Genomic DNA, 14,632 nt, shown 5'->3' on the forward strand with positions numbered 1-14,632 from the left:
CAGCCTTCTGATTCCTAAATACAAAAAGAAGGATGTCATACCAGCTGTCCCCAGCGCCGGCAAGCCGGCGTTGGGGATAGGGCGATCAGCCCAGAGCGGGCGTACGCGGCGGGATCATGCGGCGAGAGCCGGTCGATTCGAACGCGGCAGCGAAGCTCAACAGGTTGTTGTCGCTGTAGGACCGGCCCGCAAAGGTCAGGCCAACCGGCATGCCGATATCGGCCATCACGCCCATTGGCACGGTGACGGTCGGCACACCCAGGTGGCGAATGGCGAGGTTGCCGTTGGCTACCCAGATGCCGTTGCTCCAGGCGATGTCCGCCGACGCGGGGTTGACGTCGGCATCGGCCGGGCCTACGTCGGCCACGGTCGGGAACAGCACCGCGTCCAGGCCCAGGTCGTCCATCCAGTCTTCCAGGTCGATCTTGCGGGTCTTTTCCAGACCGCGCAGGCCGTCAGGCAGGGTCTCGATCTGGTCCCAGGTCTTCAGGCCGCGCTTGGCCATGTTGACGTACTCGTCCATACCGGCGGCCAGGTCGTCCTCACGGTTGGGCAGGGTGCCCGGGTCGTGGGGGAAGATCAGCGGGCCATCGACATCGGCCAGGCGGTTGAGCTTGGGGTCGTTGTTGGCACGCAGGAAATCGTCGAACGCCCAGCCCGACAGTTCCCACAGTTCGTCATGGAGGAATTCCTTGCTGACGATGCCGCGGTTGTACACGGTCGGTGCGCCAGGACGGTCGCCTTCGCAATTGGACACCAGCGGGAAGTCCACTTCGACTACCTCGGCGCCGGCCGCTTCCAGGGCCTGACGCGCCTGTTGCCACAGGTCGATGACGGTGGCGCGGGTGTTGATGCGCTGACCGGTCGGGCCACCGATGCCGGGTTTTTCCGAGGTGCCGGCCTCAGGGTCGGCATTGATGTACATGCGCGGTACGCCGAAACGCTTGCCCTTGAGCGAGCTGGCGTCCACCGCCAGGTCCAGGTAGGACGCTGGGCGCACGCTGGATGCGGCCGGGATCGGTACCCAAGGCTGCAGGCGCCACAGGTCGCCACGCTTGTCGGCGTCGTCGGCCACCACCACGTCGAGGATTTCCAGCAGGTCGGCCATGGTCCGGGCATAAGGCACCACCACGTCCATGGTCGGGGTCAGCGGCCAGTTGCCGCGTACCGAGATCACGCCGCGCGATGGGGTGTAGGCGCACAGGCCGTTGTTCGAGGCAGGGCCCCGGCCGCTGGACCAGGTTTCTTCGGCCAGGCCGAAGGCGCTGAAGCTGGCGGCGGTGGCGGTACCGGCACCGTTGGACGAGCCAGAGGCGAACGGCGCGGTCAGGTAGTTGGCGTTATACGGGCTTTCGGCGCGGCCATAGACGCCACGCTGCATGCCGCCGTTGGCCATGGGCGGCATGTTGGTCTTGCCCAGGCACACTGCACCGGCGGCGCGCAGGCGCTCGATGGTGAAGGCGTCGCGCTGCGCCACCAGGTCCTTGAAGGCCGGGCTGCCGGAGGCGGCGGTCAGGCCTTTGACCAGATAGCTGTCCTTGGCGGTGTAGGGGATGCCATCGAGCGGGCTCAAGGTCTGGCCCTTGGCGCGGCGGGCGTCGGAAGCCTCGGCCTCCTTGAGTGCTTCTGGGTTGCGCACCACCACGGCGTTCAGTGCGGTAGCGGTATTGGCTCCATCGTAGGCGTCAATACGCGCCAGGTAGGCCTTGACCAGCTCGACCGCCGTCGTGCGGCCCGATTCGAGCGCGTCGCGCAGCTCGGCAATGGAAACCTCGGTTACCTCGATCATGCTTTCACCAAAAATTGTGCAGGTGGGGGCTTTTGCGAGGAGTGTACAAGAAGGCAGTTGGGGAGGGAGGTTTGCGCGGCAGAAATGGTTTTTTGCAAGGGGGCATTGTCGGGGCCGCCCAGCGGCCCCGGCGTGGTCAATCCAGGTCGGTAGCGGCATGCCGCTCAGGCACCTGGCTGGCTTCATCGCCCCAGGTGCGGTTGACCCGTGTGCCCCGTTGCACCGCTGGTCGCTGGGCAATTTCCTCGGCCCAACGCTGCACCTGCGGGTACTCGTGCACGGCCAGGAACTGCGCCGCGTCATACAGGTTGCCGCGCACCAGCTGGCCGTACCACGACCACACTGCGATATCGGCAATGCTGTATTCGTCGCCACCGAGGTAGCGGCTTTCGGCCAGGCGGCGCTCGAGTACATCGAGCTGGCGCTTGGCTTCCATGGTGAAGCGGTTGATGGCGTACTCGAATTTCTCCGGCGCATACACATAGAAGTGGCCGAAGCCGCCACCCAGGTAAGGCGCCGCTCCCATCTGCCAGAACAGCCAGTTCAGGCACTCGGTCCGTGCGGCGGGTGCCTTGGGCAGGAATGCGCCGAATTTCTCGGCCAGGTACAGCAGGATCGAGCCCGACTCGAACACCCGTACCGGCGGCTCGACGCTGCGGTCGAGCAGGGCGGGGATCTTGGAGTTGGGGTTGACCTGGACGAAGCCGCTGGAGAACTGGTCGCCCTCACCGATGCGGATCAGCCAGGCATCGTACTCGGCACCGCCGTGGCCAAGGGCGAGCAGCTCTTCGAGCAGAATGGTCACCTTGACCCCATTGGGCGTGGCCAGGGAGTACAGCTGCAAGGGGTGCTTGCCTACCGGCAGGTCCTTGTCATGGGTTGGGCCGGCAACAGGGCGGTTGATGTTGGCGAACTGGCCGCCGGACGCTGCGTCGTGGCGCCAGACCGCAGGCGGGACATAGGGGGGCTTGCTCATGCACGAACTCCTTGAATGGCGTGAAGCTGTCACTGCATCTATGCCACGGGTTCGGCGCAATTCGCAAATGCATTATGGGCACTCACGCGATCCCTGTGGGAGCCGGCTTGCCGGCGATAGGGCCGGGGCAGGCAAAGTTGAACTGCCTGCTCGGGCCTCATCGCCGGCAAGCCGGCTCCCACAGGTGAATCACTCCCTCAGGGGAATCACAGTGCCTGTGGGAACACAACTCAGGCCACCGGAATGGTCGGATCCGCTGCGGCCAGCGCCGCCGCGCGGTCGTTGGCCGCTGGCGGATAGATCCAGACCGTATTGATCTGCGACTTCAGCACCTTGGCCTCGGCCTTGTCGGTCGGTGGCGACACCTTGCGGTCCCAGCCCTCGGTGTACACCGCACCCCAGGCCCCCAGATCGAGGCAAGTCACGTACTTGGGCTGGCTATAAGTCATCGGCGCCACGCCGATCAGCTCGGCCACGGCATTGTTCCCTGCATATCGGCCCAGCGGAATGGCATGCTGGCAGGACATCACCGCGTGGTTGCCCACCTCATCGCACGCCGCGTAGGCCACATCACCCGCCGCATACACCGCATCGTTGCCTTTGACCTTGAGGTTGCCATCCACATGCAAGCGGCCCTGGCGGTCGCGTTCGCCGCTGATCTGTTCGGTCAGCGGGTTGGCCTTGAAGCCCACGGTCCAGACCACTGTGCTCGCCGCGATGCGCTGGCCGTTGTCCAGCAGTACACCGTCGCGGTCCACCGAGGTCACGGTGGCGCCGCAGATCCATTCGATGCCCAGTGCCTCGGATGCCTGCTCGATAGCCGGTCGAATGCCGTCACCCAGCGCAGCACCGATTTTCACGCCGCGGTCGACCACCACCACACGTAGCCGTGCCTGCTCGCCGAGGATGTCGCGCAAACGCGCCGGCAGTTCGGTTGCGGTCTCGATGCCGGTGAAGCCGCCGCCCGCCACTACCACGGTGTTGCGCTCGGGCGTGTCGGGGAGGTTGGCCAGTGACTTGAGGTGGGCTTCAAGGCGTGCGGCGCTGTCGATCTTGTCGACATCGAAGAGGTGCTCGATTCCGACCATGTCCGGCCGGTTGAGCACGCTGCCACAGGCCATGATCAGGCGGTCGTAGCCCAGGCTGCACTCGGTGCCGCTCTGGGTGCGGTAGCGCACCTGCCTGGCGGATTCGTCGATGTGGAACGCCGTGCCTTGCACGAATCGCACGTTCACCGCCTCGAACAGCTCATGCAACGGGGCGGCCATGGTGTGCACTTCAGGTTCGTAGAAGCGTGGGCGCACGTGCAGTTCAGCCTTTGGCGCGAGTAGCGTCACCGCGATATCCGTGCGCCCGTGCAGGTCCAGTTGGCGGACCGCGCTGAGGGCGCTCCACAGGCCTGCGAAACCGGCGCCAATGATCAGGATATTGTTCATCGTTGTGCTCCTGGAGAGTCCGGTTAAACAAGGTAGCCCTTGTTCACGGCCAACGATGTAGCGGGCGACGAAACGCGCACCCTGGCGCTACAACTCAGAACGTCGGGGGAGTAATCACCCAGATCACCACGGCATCCACCTCGCCCGGATTGCCGTAGCGGTGCGGTTCCTGGCTGGGAAAACTGAAGCTGTCACCTTCGCCCAGCTGGAAGTGCCGTTCGCCCACCCACAATTCGAAACTGCCCGAGAGAATGTAACCGGCCTCTTCGCCTTCGTGGCTGTAGCTCTGTTGGCTGTAGGTGCCAGGTGGGAAGCGTGAATGCAGGATCTCCAGCTGGCGGTTGGGCTGGGGCGTGAGCAACTGGTCGACGATGCCGTCTTCGTAATGCACGCTCAACCGGCTGTTGCGCCGCACCACGTAGCCCTGGTCTTCGGGGGCGGTGCTGGCTTCGCTGGCGAAGAACCACTGGATGGTCACGCCCAGGCTGCGGGCAATGTTGAACAGCGCCGGGATCGACGGGTACGACAGGTTGCGTTCGAGCTGGCTGATGTAGCCCGCCGTCAGCTCGCTCTGCGCCGCCAGCTCCGCCAGGGTCATGCCGCGGCGCTTGCGCAGGCCGCGGATACGGGTGCCGAGAAACTGGGGGGCGGCGCCGCCGTCTTCGGCGGCGGGCGGGGTCTGTGGCAGCTGGCTCATGCGCTTCGGTCCATCGGGAAAGCGGCAGTATGTACAGCGTCAGACGGACCAGGCAACAGTCAGGCCATCATGGATCGCTTCTTCGACGGTACGCGGCGCCAGACAGTCGCCGATGCGCCGTACCTCGACCAGGTCGGCCAGCTCCTCGGCCAGCGTGTCTTGCGGCTGGTGGCCCAGGCACAGCACCAGGGTATCGATGTTGTCGAAGATCATCGGTTCACCGCTGGCAGTGTGCTGCAGGTACACGGTGTTGTCGTCGCAGCCGTACAGGCGGGCATAGGGGGTGATCGGGATGCTCAGGCGGTGCAGTTCCCCGGCCATCTGGTCGCGCACGTACAGCGGCAGGCTTTCACCACAGTGGGTGCCATTGACCGCCAACTGCACCTGATGCCCTTCGCGGACCAGGCGTTCGGCGATACCAGGGCCGATCCAGTCGCTGCGCCAGTCCACCACCAGCACCGAGCGGCCGGGCGTGACTTCATTGCGCAGCACTTGCCAGGCATCCACCACCTGCAGCTCACCGCTACGTTCGAACGATGGCCAGTAGGGTGTGGCGCCGGTGGCGGCGATCACCAGGTCGGGACGCTCGCGCTCGACCAGGGCGCGGTCGACTCGCGTACTACGTACCACACGTACACCTGCCAGCTGCATTTCGCGCTGCAGGTTGGTGCTGGCTCCGCCGAACTCGCTGCGCCGGGGCAGCAGTTGCGCGAGCTGTACCTGGCCGCCGAGCTGCGCGCTGGCCTCGTACAGCGTCACCTCGTGCCCGCGCGCGGCGGCCACGGCGGCGGCTTTCATGCCTGCAGGGCCGCCGCCTGCCACCAGGATGCGCTTGCGTGCGGTGGCGGGCTTGAGCGTACCGTACTGCAGTTCGCGGCCGGTTTCCGGGTGTTGAATGCAGGAGATCGGCAAGCCTCGGTGAAAGTGGCCGATGCAAGCCTGGTTGCAGGCGATGCAGGCGCGCACGTCCTCCACCTGACCCTGTTCTGTCTTGCTCGGCATCTGCGGGTCGCAGATAAGCGCACGGGTCATGCCGCAGACGTCGGCCTGGCCCCGGGCCAGGATCAGCTCCGCTTCCTGCGGCTGATTGATGCGCCCGGTGACGAACAGCGGAATATCCAGGCGCTGCTTGAAGGTGCCGGCCTCGCGGGCCAGGTACGCCGGGGCGATGGCCATCGGCGGCACGATGTGCACGGCGCCGCCGAGCGTCGCCGAGGTGCCGGCGACGATATGCAGGTAATCGAGTTGGCCCTGTAGCGCTTCGGCGGCAGCCAGCGATTCATCTTCGCTGAGCCCTTCGCTGTCGCGTTCGTCGGCACTGATGCGCAGGCCGACGATGAATTGTTCGTCGGTGGCCGCGCGCACCGCGTGCAGTACCTCGCGCAAGAAGCGCAGGCGCTGTTCCAGGCCGCCGTTGTAACCATCGCTGCGCAGGTTGACCCGCGGGTTGAGGAATTGCGCCGGCAGGTAGCCATGGCTGGCCACCACTTCCACGCCATCCAGTCCGGCCTGGTGCAGGCGGCGGGCGGCGTTGGCATACCCCTGGACGATCTCGTCGATCATCGCCTGGTCCAGGGCTCGCGGCATCACGCGAAATCGCTCGTTGGGCACCGCTGATGCCGAATAGGCGACGGCCAGCAGCCCGTCGGCGGATTCCATGATCTCCCTGCCTGGGTGGAACAGCTGCGACAGCACCACCGTGCCATGGGCATGGCAGGCTTCGGCCAACTGCCGGTAGCCCTCGATGCAGGCATCGTCGGTAGCCATCAGCACATGGGAGGTGTAGCGGGCGCTGTCATGCACCCCGGCCACCTGTAGCACGATCAGCCCCACACCTCCGGCAGCGCGGGCGCTCTGGTAGGCGATCAGCTTGTCGTTGACCAGGTTGTCGGTGGGCAGGCACGTATCGTGGCCGGTCGACATGATGCGGTTCTTCAGAAGCTTGCCGCGAATCTGCAAGGGCTCGAACAGGTGGGCAAAGGCGGTCGACATGCGGGCGGCTCCGGTGTTTTTCTTGTTTTTCTTATGAAAGTGTAGCTTCAGTAAAAAATCAACTTGTTTTTTTACTGGCGCCCGACTAGCTTTTTCTCACCCACGGCAGTGGGTCGTGACCTCACAACAACAAGAAAACGGGCCCTTCGGGCACCGGCAGGAGGCAACTCGATGCAGGCATTTCCTCGCGTTACAGGCCTTTGCGCAGCGCTGCTGGCCATCGGTCTTGGCAGTGCGCAAGCGGCGCCGCAGATGGTCGTGGTTGGCTATGGCGGCGCGGGTCAGAAAGCCCAGGATGTGGCGATCTTTCAGCCTTTCAGCGCCCAGGACGGCAGCAAGTTGATGCAAAGCGAATACAACGGCGAAATGGCGCGCATCCAGGTGATGGCCGATACCGGTAACGTCGATTGGGATGTGGTGCAGATCGAGGGGCCGGACCTGGCCCGCGGCTGTGAGGAGGGCATCTACGAGCACCTCGACTGGCAACGACTGGGACACGCCGCCGAACTGATTCCCGACGCAGCCCAGGCGTGCGGCTCGGCGGCGCTGGTGTGGAGCGTGGCGATCGCTTACGACCGCAACAAGCTGGCCGCGGCGCCCAGTTCATGGGCGGACTTCTGGGATATCAAGAAATACCCAGGCAAACGCGGCCTGCGCAAGCGCGCGGTGTACAACCTGGAGTTCGCCCTGCTGGCCGACGGCGTCAAGGTGGAGGACGTGTACAAGGTGCTTTCCACGCCGGCCGGTGTCGATCGGGCCTTTGCCAAACTCAGCGAACTCAAGCCCTATGTCCAGTGGTGGGATGCCGGCGCGCAACCGGCCCAGTGGCTGACCGCCGGTGACGTGGTGATGACGTCGACCTACAGCGGCCGCATCGCTGTCGCCGCGCAGCAGGGCAGCCCACTGGCGCTGGTCTGGCCGGGCAGTCTGTATGGCATGGACTACTGGGCGATCATCAAGGGCTCGAAACACGTCGACCAGGCCAAGCTGCTGATCAGCTACGCTAACCAGCCGGATACCCAGGTGCGTTATGTCGAGCAGATTCCCTATGGGCCGACCAATACCCAGGCAGCCGCCAAGCTCGACCCGGTATTGGCCAACTGGGTGCCGACATCGCCGCAGAACCTGCAGGGCGCCTTGGCGATGAACGTCGATTTCTGGGTCGACCATGGCGAGGAGCTGGAGCAGCGGTTCAATGCCTGGGCCAGCAAATGAACGAAGGACGAACGACCATGACTGCCACTGAACAATCGTTGCGCCAGCAATTGGCTGCCTGTTACCGGCTGATTGCACACTTTCGCATGTCGGACCTGATCTTCACCCATATCTCGGTGCGTCTGCCGGGCCCGGAACATCACTTCCTGATCAACCCCTACGGCCTGCTGTTCGACGAAATCACCGCGTCGAGCCTGGTCAAGATCGACCTGCAGGGCAGGGCGGTGGAGGCCAGCCCGCACCGGGTCAACCCGGCAGGTTTCGTCATCCACAGCGCCATCCACGCCGCCCGCGAGGATGCCCAGTGCGTGCTGCACACCCATACCCGTGCCGGTTGTGCGGTGGCGGCACTGGAATCTGGGTTGCTGCCGGTCAACCAGATGTCCATGGAGTTCTACGGCAAGGTTGCCTACCACACCTATGAAGGCATCGCCCTGGACCTGGACGAGCAGCAGCGGTTGGTGGCGGACCTTGGCGACAAGCCGGTGATGATCCTGCGCAACCACGGCCTGTTGACCACCGGGCGCACAGTGGCCGAGGCGTTCTTGCGCATGTACTACCTGGAGAAAGCCTGCGAGATCCAGCTGGCGGCGCAGAGCGCCGGCCAGTTGGTGCTGCCGTTGCCCGCGGTGTGCGCGCATACCGAGCGGCAGTTCAACGAGCCGATGCGGGGACTGAAGCAGGGGGAGCTGACGGACCCGGACGCGGTGCAGTTGGCCTGGGGGGCATTGTTGCGGATGCTGGACAGGACGGCGCCGGATTACTGCGACTGAAACATCGAGACCTGTAGAGCACCTGTGGGAGCCGGCTTGCCGGCGATGAGGCCAGCACAGGCACAGCCGGCTGGGGCCCTATCGCCGGCAAGCCGGCTCCCACAGGGATCGCACTGGGCACGAAGGCCCAACTCGGATGTCAGCGAGCCTCAGGCACGATCAGACCGGCCGGGGCCTCGCCAGCACGGTGGCGGGCCACCCAGTAGTAGAGCAGGCTGGGCACCACCAGGCCAATCAGCCACGACACGTCCACCCCACCCAGGTGAGCGACCATGGGGCCAGTGTACAGCTTGGTGTCAATGAACGGCATCTGCACCAGTACACCCACGGTGTAGACGCTGATACCCGGCCAGTTCCAACGACCATAGCGACCCTCGGGGTCGGCCAGTGCGGGCACGTCGTAGCGCTCCTTGGTGATGAAGTAGTAATCCACTAGGTTGACCGCGCTCCAGGGCACGAAGAAGGTCAGCAGGAACAGGATGAACGACTTGAACGCGCTCAGGAACGAGTGCTGGCCGAGCAGGGCTACCAAAGTAGCGGCGCCGACGATGAGCAGCACGAACAGCAGGCGCTGCGCGCGGGTGATGGTCAAATTGCCCCGGAACCCACTGATGATGGTGGCGATGCACATGAAGCTGCCGTAGGAGTTCAGGGTGGAAATGGTCACCTTTCCGAAGGCAATGCTGAAGTACAGCAGTGCCGCCGTGGTGCCGGCGCCGCCCAGTCCGACGATGTATGCCACTTCGCGGCCCGAGAACTGGCCGCCGGCGATCGCTGCGGCGAACACGCCGAGAATCATCGAAGCTTGCGCGCCGATCACCGAGCCCAGCCCAGCGGCGAGGAAGGTCGTGAGCGGTGAGGTGCTGCTGGGCAGGTAGCGCGAGTAGTCGGCAACGTAAGGACCAAAAGCGATCTGCCAGGACGCGGCCAGGGAGACGGCGAGCAGGAACGAAGCCCAGCTGAAATGACGGTTGTCGAGCAACTGACTGATGTCGGCGATCAGCAGGATACGGCTGAACAGGTAGACGAAGGCGATGATGCCCAGCACGCTGGCGACCCGGCCTATCCAGTGGATCACCCGGTAGCCGGCCAGGGTGGCGAGGACGATCACCGCGGCGAAGATCAAAATGCCGGTGCTGTCGCTGACACTCAGCAGCTGGCCGATGGCCTGGCCCGACAGGACCGTGCCGGTGGCGGTGAAGCCGAGGTACATCAGGCACACCAGCACCATCGGGATGGCGGCGCCGTAGACCCCGAACTGCACGCGGCTGGAGATCATCTGCGGCAAGCCCAGGCGCGGGCCTTGGGCCGCATGCAGGGCCATGACCCCGCCACCGATCAGTTGCCCCAGCAGCAGGCCGATCAGCGACCAGAACACGTCGCCGCCAAGCACCACGGCCAAGGCGCCGGTGACGATTGCGGTGATTTGAAGGTTGGCACCCAGCCACAGGGTGAACTGGCTGTACACCTTGCCATGGCGTTCGGCCTCGGGAATGTAGTCGATCGAACGCCGTTCGAGCACGGGTTTGCTGGACATTGCGGGCTCCGCTTCGTTGTTGTTGTGTCGGGGAGGGGCCACGGGCGGCACGTCACATGCGTGGCCTGACAGCGATATGAGCATGTCTATACAAGTAGGGTCAAGTGAAGCTTGCAGGGCGGAACAGCCGTACTGTTATGCCAGGCTGGCGGGCAACTGTGCCGGTCCGCCGCCGAGCGTTGGCCGTATGCTGTAACGAAATATGTCTAGAACGGCTGATGAGGAAAACTGCAATGCCACTCAAGGACCTGCTGATCGCCCTGGTGGTGATCATTGCCTGGGGCGTCAACTTCGTGGTCATCAAGGTCGGCCTCGATGGCCTGCCGCCGATGCTGCTGGGGGCGTTGCGTTTTCTGTTGGTCGCTTTCCCGGCGATTCTGCTGGTCAAGCGGCCCAAGTTGCCGTGGCGCTGGCTGTTCGCCTATGGCGCGACGATTTCGCTGGGCCAGTTCGCGTTCCTCTTCCAGGCGATGTACAGCGGCATGCCGCCGGGCCTGGCGTCCCTGATACTGCAATCGCAGGCGTTTTTCACCCTGGGGTTCGCCGCGCTGTTTCTCGGCGAGCGCCTGGGCCTGGCCAGCGTCATGGGCTTGCTGGTGGCCGCCAGCGGCCTGGCGCTGATCGGCAGCGAAGACAGCGGCCATGTGCCGATGGTGGCGCTGCTGCTGACCCTGTGTGCGGGGGCCATGTGGGGCATGGGCAACATCATCACGCGTCGCTTCGGTTCGGTGGACCTGGTCGCGTTGGTGATCTGGGGTGGACTGATTCCGCCGCTGCCGTTCCTGGCGCTGTCGTGGTGGCTGGAAGGGCCGGAGCGTATCGGCCATGCCTTGGTCAACATCAGTTGGCATTCGGTGCTGGCGCTGGCCTACCTGGCGTTCGTCGCCACCATGCTGGGGTACAGCCTGTGGAGCAAGCTGCTGTCGCGCCACCCCGCCGGCAAGGTCGCGCCGTTCTCGCTGCTGGTGCCGGTGATCGGCCTGAGTTCCTCGGCCTGGTTGCTGGGTGAGCGGCTGACGGCAGTGCAGGGGTGGGGGGCGCTGCTGGTGATGCTCGGGTTGCTGGTCAATGTGTTCGGGCCGAAGCTGGGGCAGCGGCTGCGGGCCGTCAGCGCGTAAGGTTTGGCAAGTGCCTCGACGTCGCCCGCGCTTTGTTAGACTTGGCTTCTTTTGTCAGGCTAACGGAGCTTGCGATGATCATTTCCACTACCAGCCAGCTCGAAGGCCGCCCGATCGCCGAGTACCTCGGCGTGGTCAGCTCTGAATCGGTGCAGGGCATCAACTTCGTGCGCGATTTCTTCGCACGATTTCGCGATTTCTTCGGGGGACGTTCGCAGACCCTGGAAAGCGCATTGCGTGAAGCCCGCGAGCAGGCCACCGAAGAACTCAAGGCACGGGCACGGCAGTTGCACGCTGATGCCGTGGTCGGTGTCGACTTCGAGATCAGCATGCCTTCGGTGCAAGGAGGCATGGTCGTGGTGTTCGCCACCGGCACCGCCGTGCGCCTGAAATAGACGGCGCCGCCACTGGTCGGGTCTGCTGGGTTTGTCCGGGCAGTCTGCAAATGACCGGCTAGTCTCACTTTCACAGGCTGCGTTTTTCCAGGCAAACCTTCTGCCGGCGCGGTCGCCACTGGAGGGAGACAGGGCATGAGCGAGTCCTTTTTCGAAGACATGAACGATGCGTATCCGATCAACAGCCAGGTGCGTTGCGGTCAGGCGGCCTTCCGCCTGGGCTTCGCCCACATGACCCTGGACGATTCGCAAGAGCTGCAGCCGGCACACCTGCAGCGCAGCAAGAAGGGCCGCTTCACGCCTCGGCTACCGCCGAAAAAGTGATCCCGCTCACACAACCCCGCCCACTGGCGGGGTTTTTCTTGGCGTTGTTTGACCCTGCTCATGGTAACGGCGGGTTGCGCTCGCCGAACCCCGGCAGTTGTGGTTTTCTGGCGCCACATCTCAGGCATTTCAGGCAAGGAAGGAGTGAGCCATGCGAGTCAGGGAAGCAACCTACTGGCAGTGGGCAGATGCGCAATTGCACAGCCGCTGCCACGATGAAGCATTGAGCGATGGCACCACCCTGGATATACAGGTGCGCCTGTCACGGCTTGGCGCCACGCAACTGTTTCTTGGGCTGTACGGCGAGAATGGCAGGGCGTTGCTGGAAGAGTATTACCCGTCACGGCCTGGCGAGACCATGACGCGCGCGCTGGTGTGGGGTGTCGAGCGGGCGCGGGCGCTGGCGACCGGTGCCCTGGAGTTGCCGCAGCAGCAACGACGGCGGGCATGAAAAAGCCCGGCCTATGCGGGCCGGGCTCCGTAAGTGGTGCGATCACTCAGTTGAGTGGATCGATCACCTTGACTGCCTGCCGCTCACGGGCGGCGGGCCATTCTTGTTGCAGGGTCTGCAGTACGCGGCCGACGAACTCGGTGTCGGCGGCGGCCTTCTTGCCGACGTAGCCCAGGCCACGACGGTAGACCTTGAAGCGGGCGCGCATGCTGGGCAGGTGCGCTTCGAATTCGGCTTCGATCGTGTTCGGCGGCAGGCGGTCTATACGCACTTCGCCGGTTTGGCTGACCCACAGCAAGTGGTCGTCGAGGCTGTCCTTGCGCATGGCGAACAGCTGAGCCAGTTGGTCGATCGTAGGATTGTTGTTCAAGTTCATCATAAAGCCCCCATTACCCATTGTTTTAGTGATTTTTCACAGTTGGCGCTACACGTGTAGCGCGCTACCTAGGCTGCTACAGCAGCATCGCAACAGGGGCTTTCTCACGCTGCCTTTTGGACAGTTCCCTCTCCACGGACGGCCTGCGTTACCGCGCAGGCCGTCTGGAACACCCTTGCCACCGCTCCCGATCAGGGAGACGGCTTCATCATGCACAAGGGCGATGAACGGCGTCAACCGTTTTGTAGTGAATATTTTTATGCACTACATCTTGTCCGACAATCCGCTCGCGGGAGGCTTTCACTGGCCAGGGCTGGAGAGAATCCGGTAGGCGGCACGCACGCGCGCTTCATTGGGGTAGTTACGGTTGGCGAGCAATATGATGGCCTTGCCTTCGGCTGGAATGAACGCGGCATAGGCGCCAAAACCACTGGTCGATCCGGTCTTGTTGTACCAGGCATCGGGCACGGCGGGCAGGGGTGGGTCGAGACGATGGGTAGCCTGGGGTTCTCGGATCAGCCTGGGGCCGTTGCCATCGACCAGGGTGTCGAGCGAAGCCGGCAAGGGGTAGCGTTCCCAGCCGAGCCCTTGGGTCATCGCGCCTACCTGGAAGTAGCCGGCCTGGGTGATGGCGGCAGCTTTGCGCAGCGCCGGTGAAAGTTCGGCGGGCTGCATGTGCAGACGCACGTAGCGCAGCAGGTCGCGGGCGCTGGTCTTGATGCCATAGGCCTCATCGGCATAGGGACCCGGGTTGACCCGCACGGGACGGTTCTGCGCATCGTAACCCTGCGCATACAGCCCTTGCGCGTTCGCCGGCACCTGCAGGTAGGTGTGTTGCAAGCCCATCTGCGGTAACAGGCCTTGGCTCATCAGTTCCGCGAACGGTTGCTGGCGTGCGCGTGCGGCGAGGTCGCCGAACAAACCCAGGCTTGGGTTCGAATAGCAGCGCTGGGTGCCGTGGACGCTCCGGGTTTTCCAGTTGCGCAAGAAGTCCAGCGCTTGGCTGTCGGTCTGTACTTCGTCGGGAAACTGCAATGGCAGGCAGTCGGCGCTGTAGGCCCCCAGTTCCAGTACGCTGGCGTCACCCAGTGGCGTGCCGGCCAGGGCTGGTTGGTAACGTCGGGCCGGTGCTTGCAGATCGAGCTTGCCCTCAGCGCTGGCCAAGCCGGCGAGGGTGGCGGTGTAAGTCTTGCTCAGCGAGCCGATCTCGAACAGGGTATCGGCGTTAACCGGTACGGCTGTGGCCTTGCTGGCCACACCATAGCTGAAGTAATGCGCCTGGCCATTGGCGAACACGGCCACAGCCATGCCGGCGATGCCGTGCTCCCGCATCATGGGCTCGATCACGTCGTCCACCTGGGCCTGCAGTGATGTGCCGGCATGTGCAGTGACGCTGCCCAACGCGAAGGCAGTGGCAACAAGAAGCCGTGCGAGTCGAGCGAGTGGCATGCAAAAAGATCCTTTTCGGATTTGTGTCCGTTGAGCGACACCAGTGGGGGTTCCGGCGTTAGCGTGAAAAAGTTCCAGACCTTATCGTCTGCCCTTGCACAACG

General features: G+C 64.2%; 14 protein-coding genes. 6 read left to right on the forward strand and 8 right to left on the reverse strand.

Annotated features, from left to right (window positions below):
• Positions 1 to 85: 85 nt before the first annotated feature.
• The 5 genes from ACIPZB_RS09230 to ACIPZB_RS09250 all read right to left on the reverse strand — a co-directional run bounded on the left by ACIPZB_RS09230 (position 86) and on the right by ACIPZB_RS09250 (position 6,890).
• Positions 86 to 1,789 carry an amidase gene (locus tag ACIPZB_RS09230; protein ID WP_400639943.1) on the reverse strand — a complete coding sequence of 568 codons (1,704 nt, stop codon included), beginning with the start codon at positions 1,787 to 1,789 and terminating at the stop codon, positions 86 to 88.
• 136 nt (positions 1,790 to 1,925) lie between these two features.
• The gene (gene yghU, locus ACIPZB_RS09235; RefSeq protein ID WP_400639944.1) at positions 1,926 to 2,765 is read right to left on the reverse strand and encodes a glutathione-dependent disulfide-bond oxidoreductase; all 840 of its coding nucleotides are present in this window, start codon (positions 2,763 to 2,765) and stop codon (positions 1,926 to 1,928) included.
• A 230-nt stretch (positions 2,766 to 2,995) separates the two neighbouring features.
• Positions 2,996 to 4,201: an NAD(P)/FAD-dependent oxidoreductase gene (locus ACIPZB_RS09240; protein ID WP_400639945.1), complete on the reverse strand. Its 1,206-nt coding sequence runs from the start codon at positions 4,199 to 4,201 to the stop codon at positions 2,996 to 2,998.
• Between the two features lie 94 nt (positions 4,202 to 4,295).
• On the reverse strand, positions 4,296 to 4,898 hold the full coding sequence (locus ACIPZB_RS09245) for a helix-turn-helix domain-containing protein (protein WP_400639946.1): 603 nt from the start codon (positions 4,896 to 4,898) through the stop codon (positions 4,296 to 4,298).
• A 39-nt stretch (positions 4,899 to 4,937) separates the two neighbouring features.
• Positions 4,938 to 6,890, reverse strand: a complete 1,953-nt coding sequence (locus ACIPZB_RS09250; protein ID WP_400639947.1) for an FAD-dependent oxidoreductase — start codon at positions 6,888 to 6,890, stop codon at positions 4,938 to 4,940.
• Positions 6,891 to 7,061: 171 nt separating this feature from the next.
• On the opposite strand from ACIPZB_RS09250, the gene ACIPZB_RS09255 reads away from it, so the two are divergent.
• The gene (locus ACIPZB_RS09255; RefSeq protein WP_400639948.1) at positions 7,062 to 8,105 is read left to right on the forward strand and encodes an ABC transporter substrate-binding protein; all 1,044 of its coding nucleotides are present in this window, start codon (positions 7,062 to 7,064) and stop codon (positions 8,103 to 8,105) included.
• A 17-nt stretch (positions 8,106 to 8,122) separates the two neighbouring features.
• A complete protein-coding gene (locus ACIPZB_RS09260; RefSeq protein ID WP_400639949.1) occupies positions 8,123 to 8,878 on the forward strand; it encodes a class II aldolase/adducin family protein in 756 nt (251 codons plus the stop codon).
• A gap of 139 nt (positions 8,879 to 9,017) precedes the next feature.
• On the opposite strand, the gene ACIPZB_RS09265 is transcribed toward ACIPZB_RS09260, so the two are convergent.
• Positions 9,018 to 10,415, reverse strand: coding sequence for a purine-cytosine permease family protein (locus ACIPZB_RS09265; RefSeq protein ID WP_400639950.1), 1,398 nt, complete (start codon positions 10,413 to 10,415; stop codon positions 9,018 to 9,020).
• A 233-nt stretch (positions 10,416 to 10,648) separates the two neighbouring features.
• Between ACIPZB_RS09265 and ACIPZB_RS09270 the strand changes: the two genes are divergently transcribed.
• The 4 genes from ACIPZB_RS09270 (at position 10,649) to ACIPZB_RS09285 (ending at position 12,703) form a co-directional block, all read left to right on the forward strand.
• Complete coding sequence (locus ACIPZB_RS09270) at positions 10,649 to 11,533, forward strand: EamA family transporter (RefSeq protein ID WP_400639951.1); 885 nt, start codon at positions 10,649 to 10,651, stop codon at positions 11,531 to 11,533.
• A 74-nt stretch (positions 11,534 to 11,607) separates the two neighbouring features.
• On the forward strand, positions 11,608 to 11,928 hold the full coding sequence (locus tag ACIPZB_RS09275; protein WP_008098148.1) for a YbjQ family protein: 321 nt from the start codon (positions 11,608 to 11,610) through the stop codon (positions 11,926 to 11,928).
• A 135-nt stretch (positions 11,929 to 12,063) separates the two neighbouring features.
• Positions 12,064 to 12,252, forward strand: a complete 189-nt coding sequence (locus ACIPZB_RS09280; protein ID WP_400639952.1) for a hypothetical protein — start codon at positions 12,064 to 12,066, stop codon at positions 12,250 to 12,252.
• 151 nt (positions 12,253 to 12,403) lie between these two features.
• Entirely contained in the window at positions 12,404 to 12,703 is a 300-nt protein-coding gene (locus ACIPZB_RS09285) for a hypothetical protein (RefSeq protein WP_008098152.1), read from the forward strand.
• 46 nt (positions 12,704 to 12,749) lie between these two features.
• Here the strand turns inward: ACIPZB_RS09285 and ACIPZB_RS09290 are convergent, their stop codons facing one another.
• Together ACIPZB_RS09290 and ampC are read right to left on the reverse strand one after the other, a co-directional pair.
• Positions 12,750 to 13,082: a hypothetical protein gene (locus ACIPZB_RS09290; RefSeq protein WP_400639953.1), complete on the reverse strand. Its 333-nt coding sequence runs from the start codon at positions 13,080 to 13,082 to the stop codon at positions 12,750 to 12,752.
• A 297-nt stretch (positions 13,083 to 13,379) separates the two neighbouring features.
• Positions 13,380 to 14,528, reverse strand: coding sequence for a class C beta-lactamase (gene ampC, locus ACIPZB_RS09295; protein WP_400639954.1), 1,149 nt, complete (start codon positions 14,526 to 14,528; stop codon positions 13,380 to 13,382).
• Positions 14,529 to 14,632 lie beyond the last annotated feature (104 nt).

The organism is Pseudomonas sp. NPDC089396 (genome assembly GCF_044749545.1).
GTDB lineage: Bacteria > Pseudomonadota > Gammaproteobacteria > Pseudomonadales > Pseudomonadaceae > Aquipseudomonas.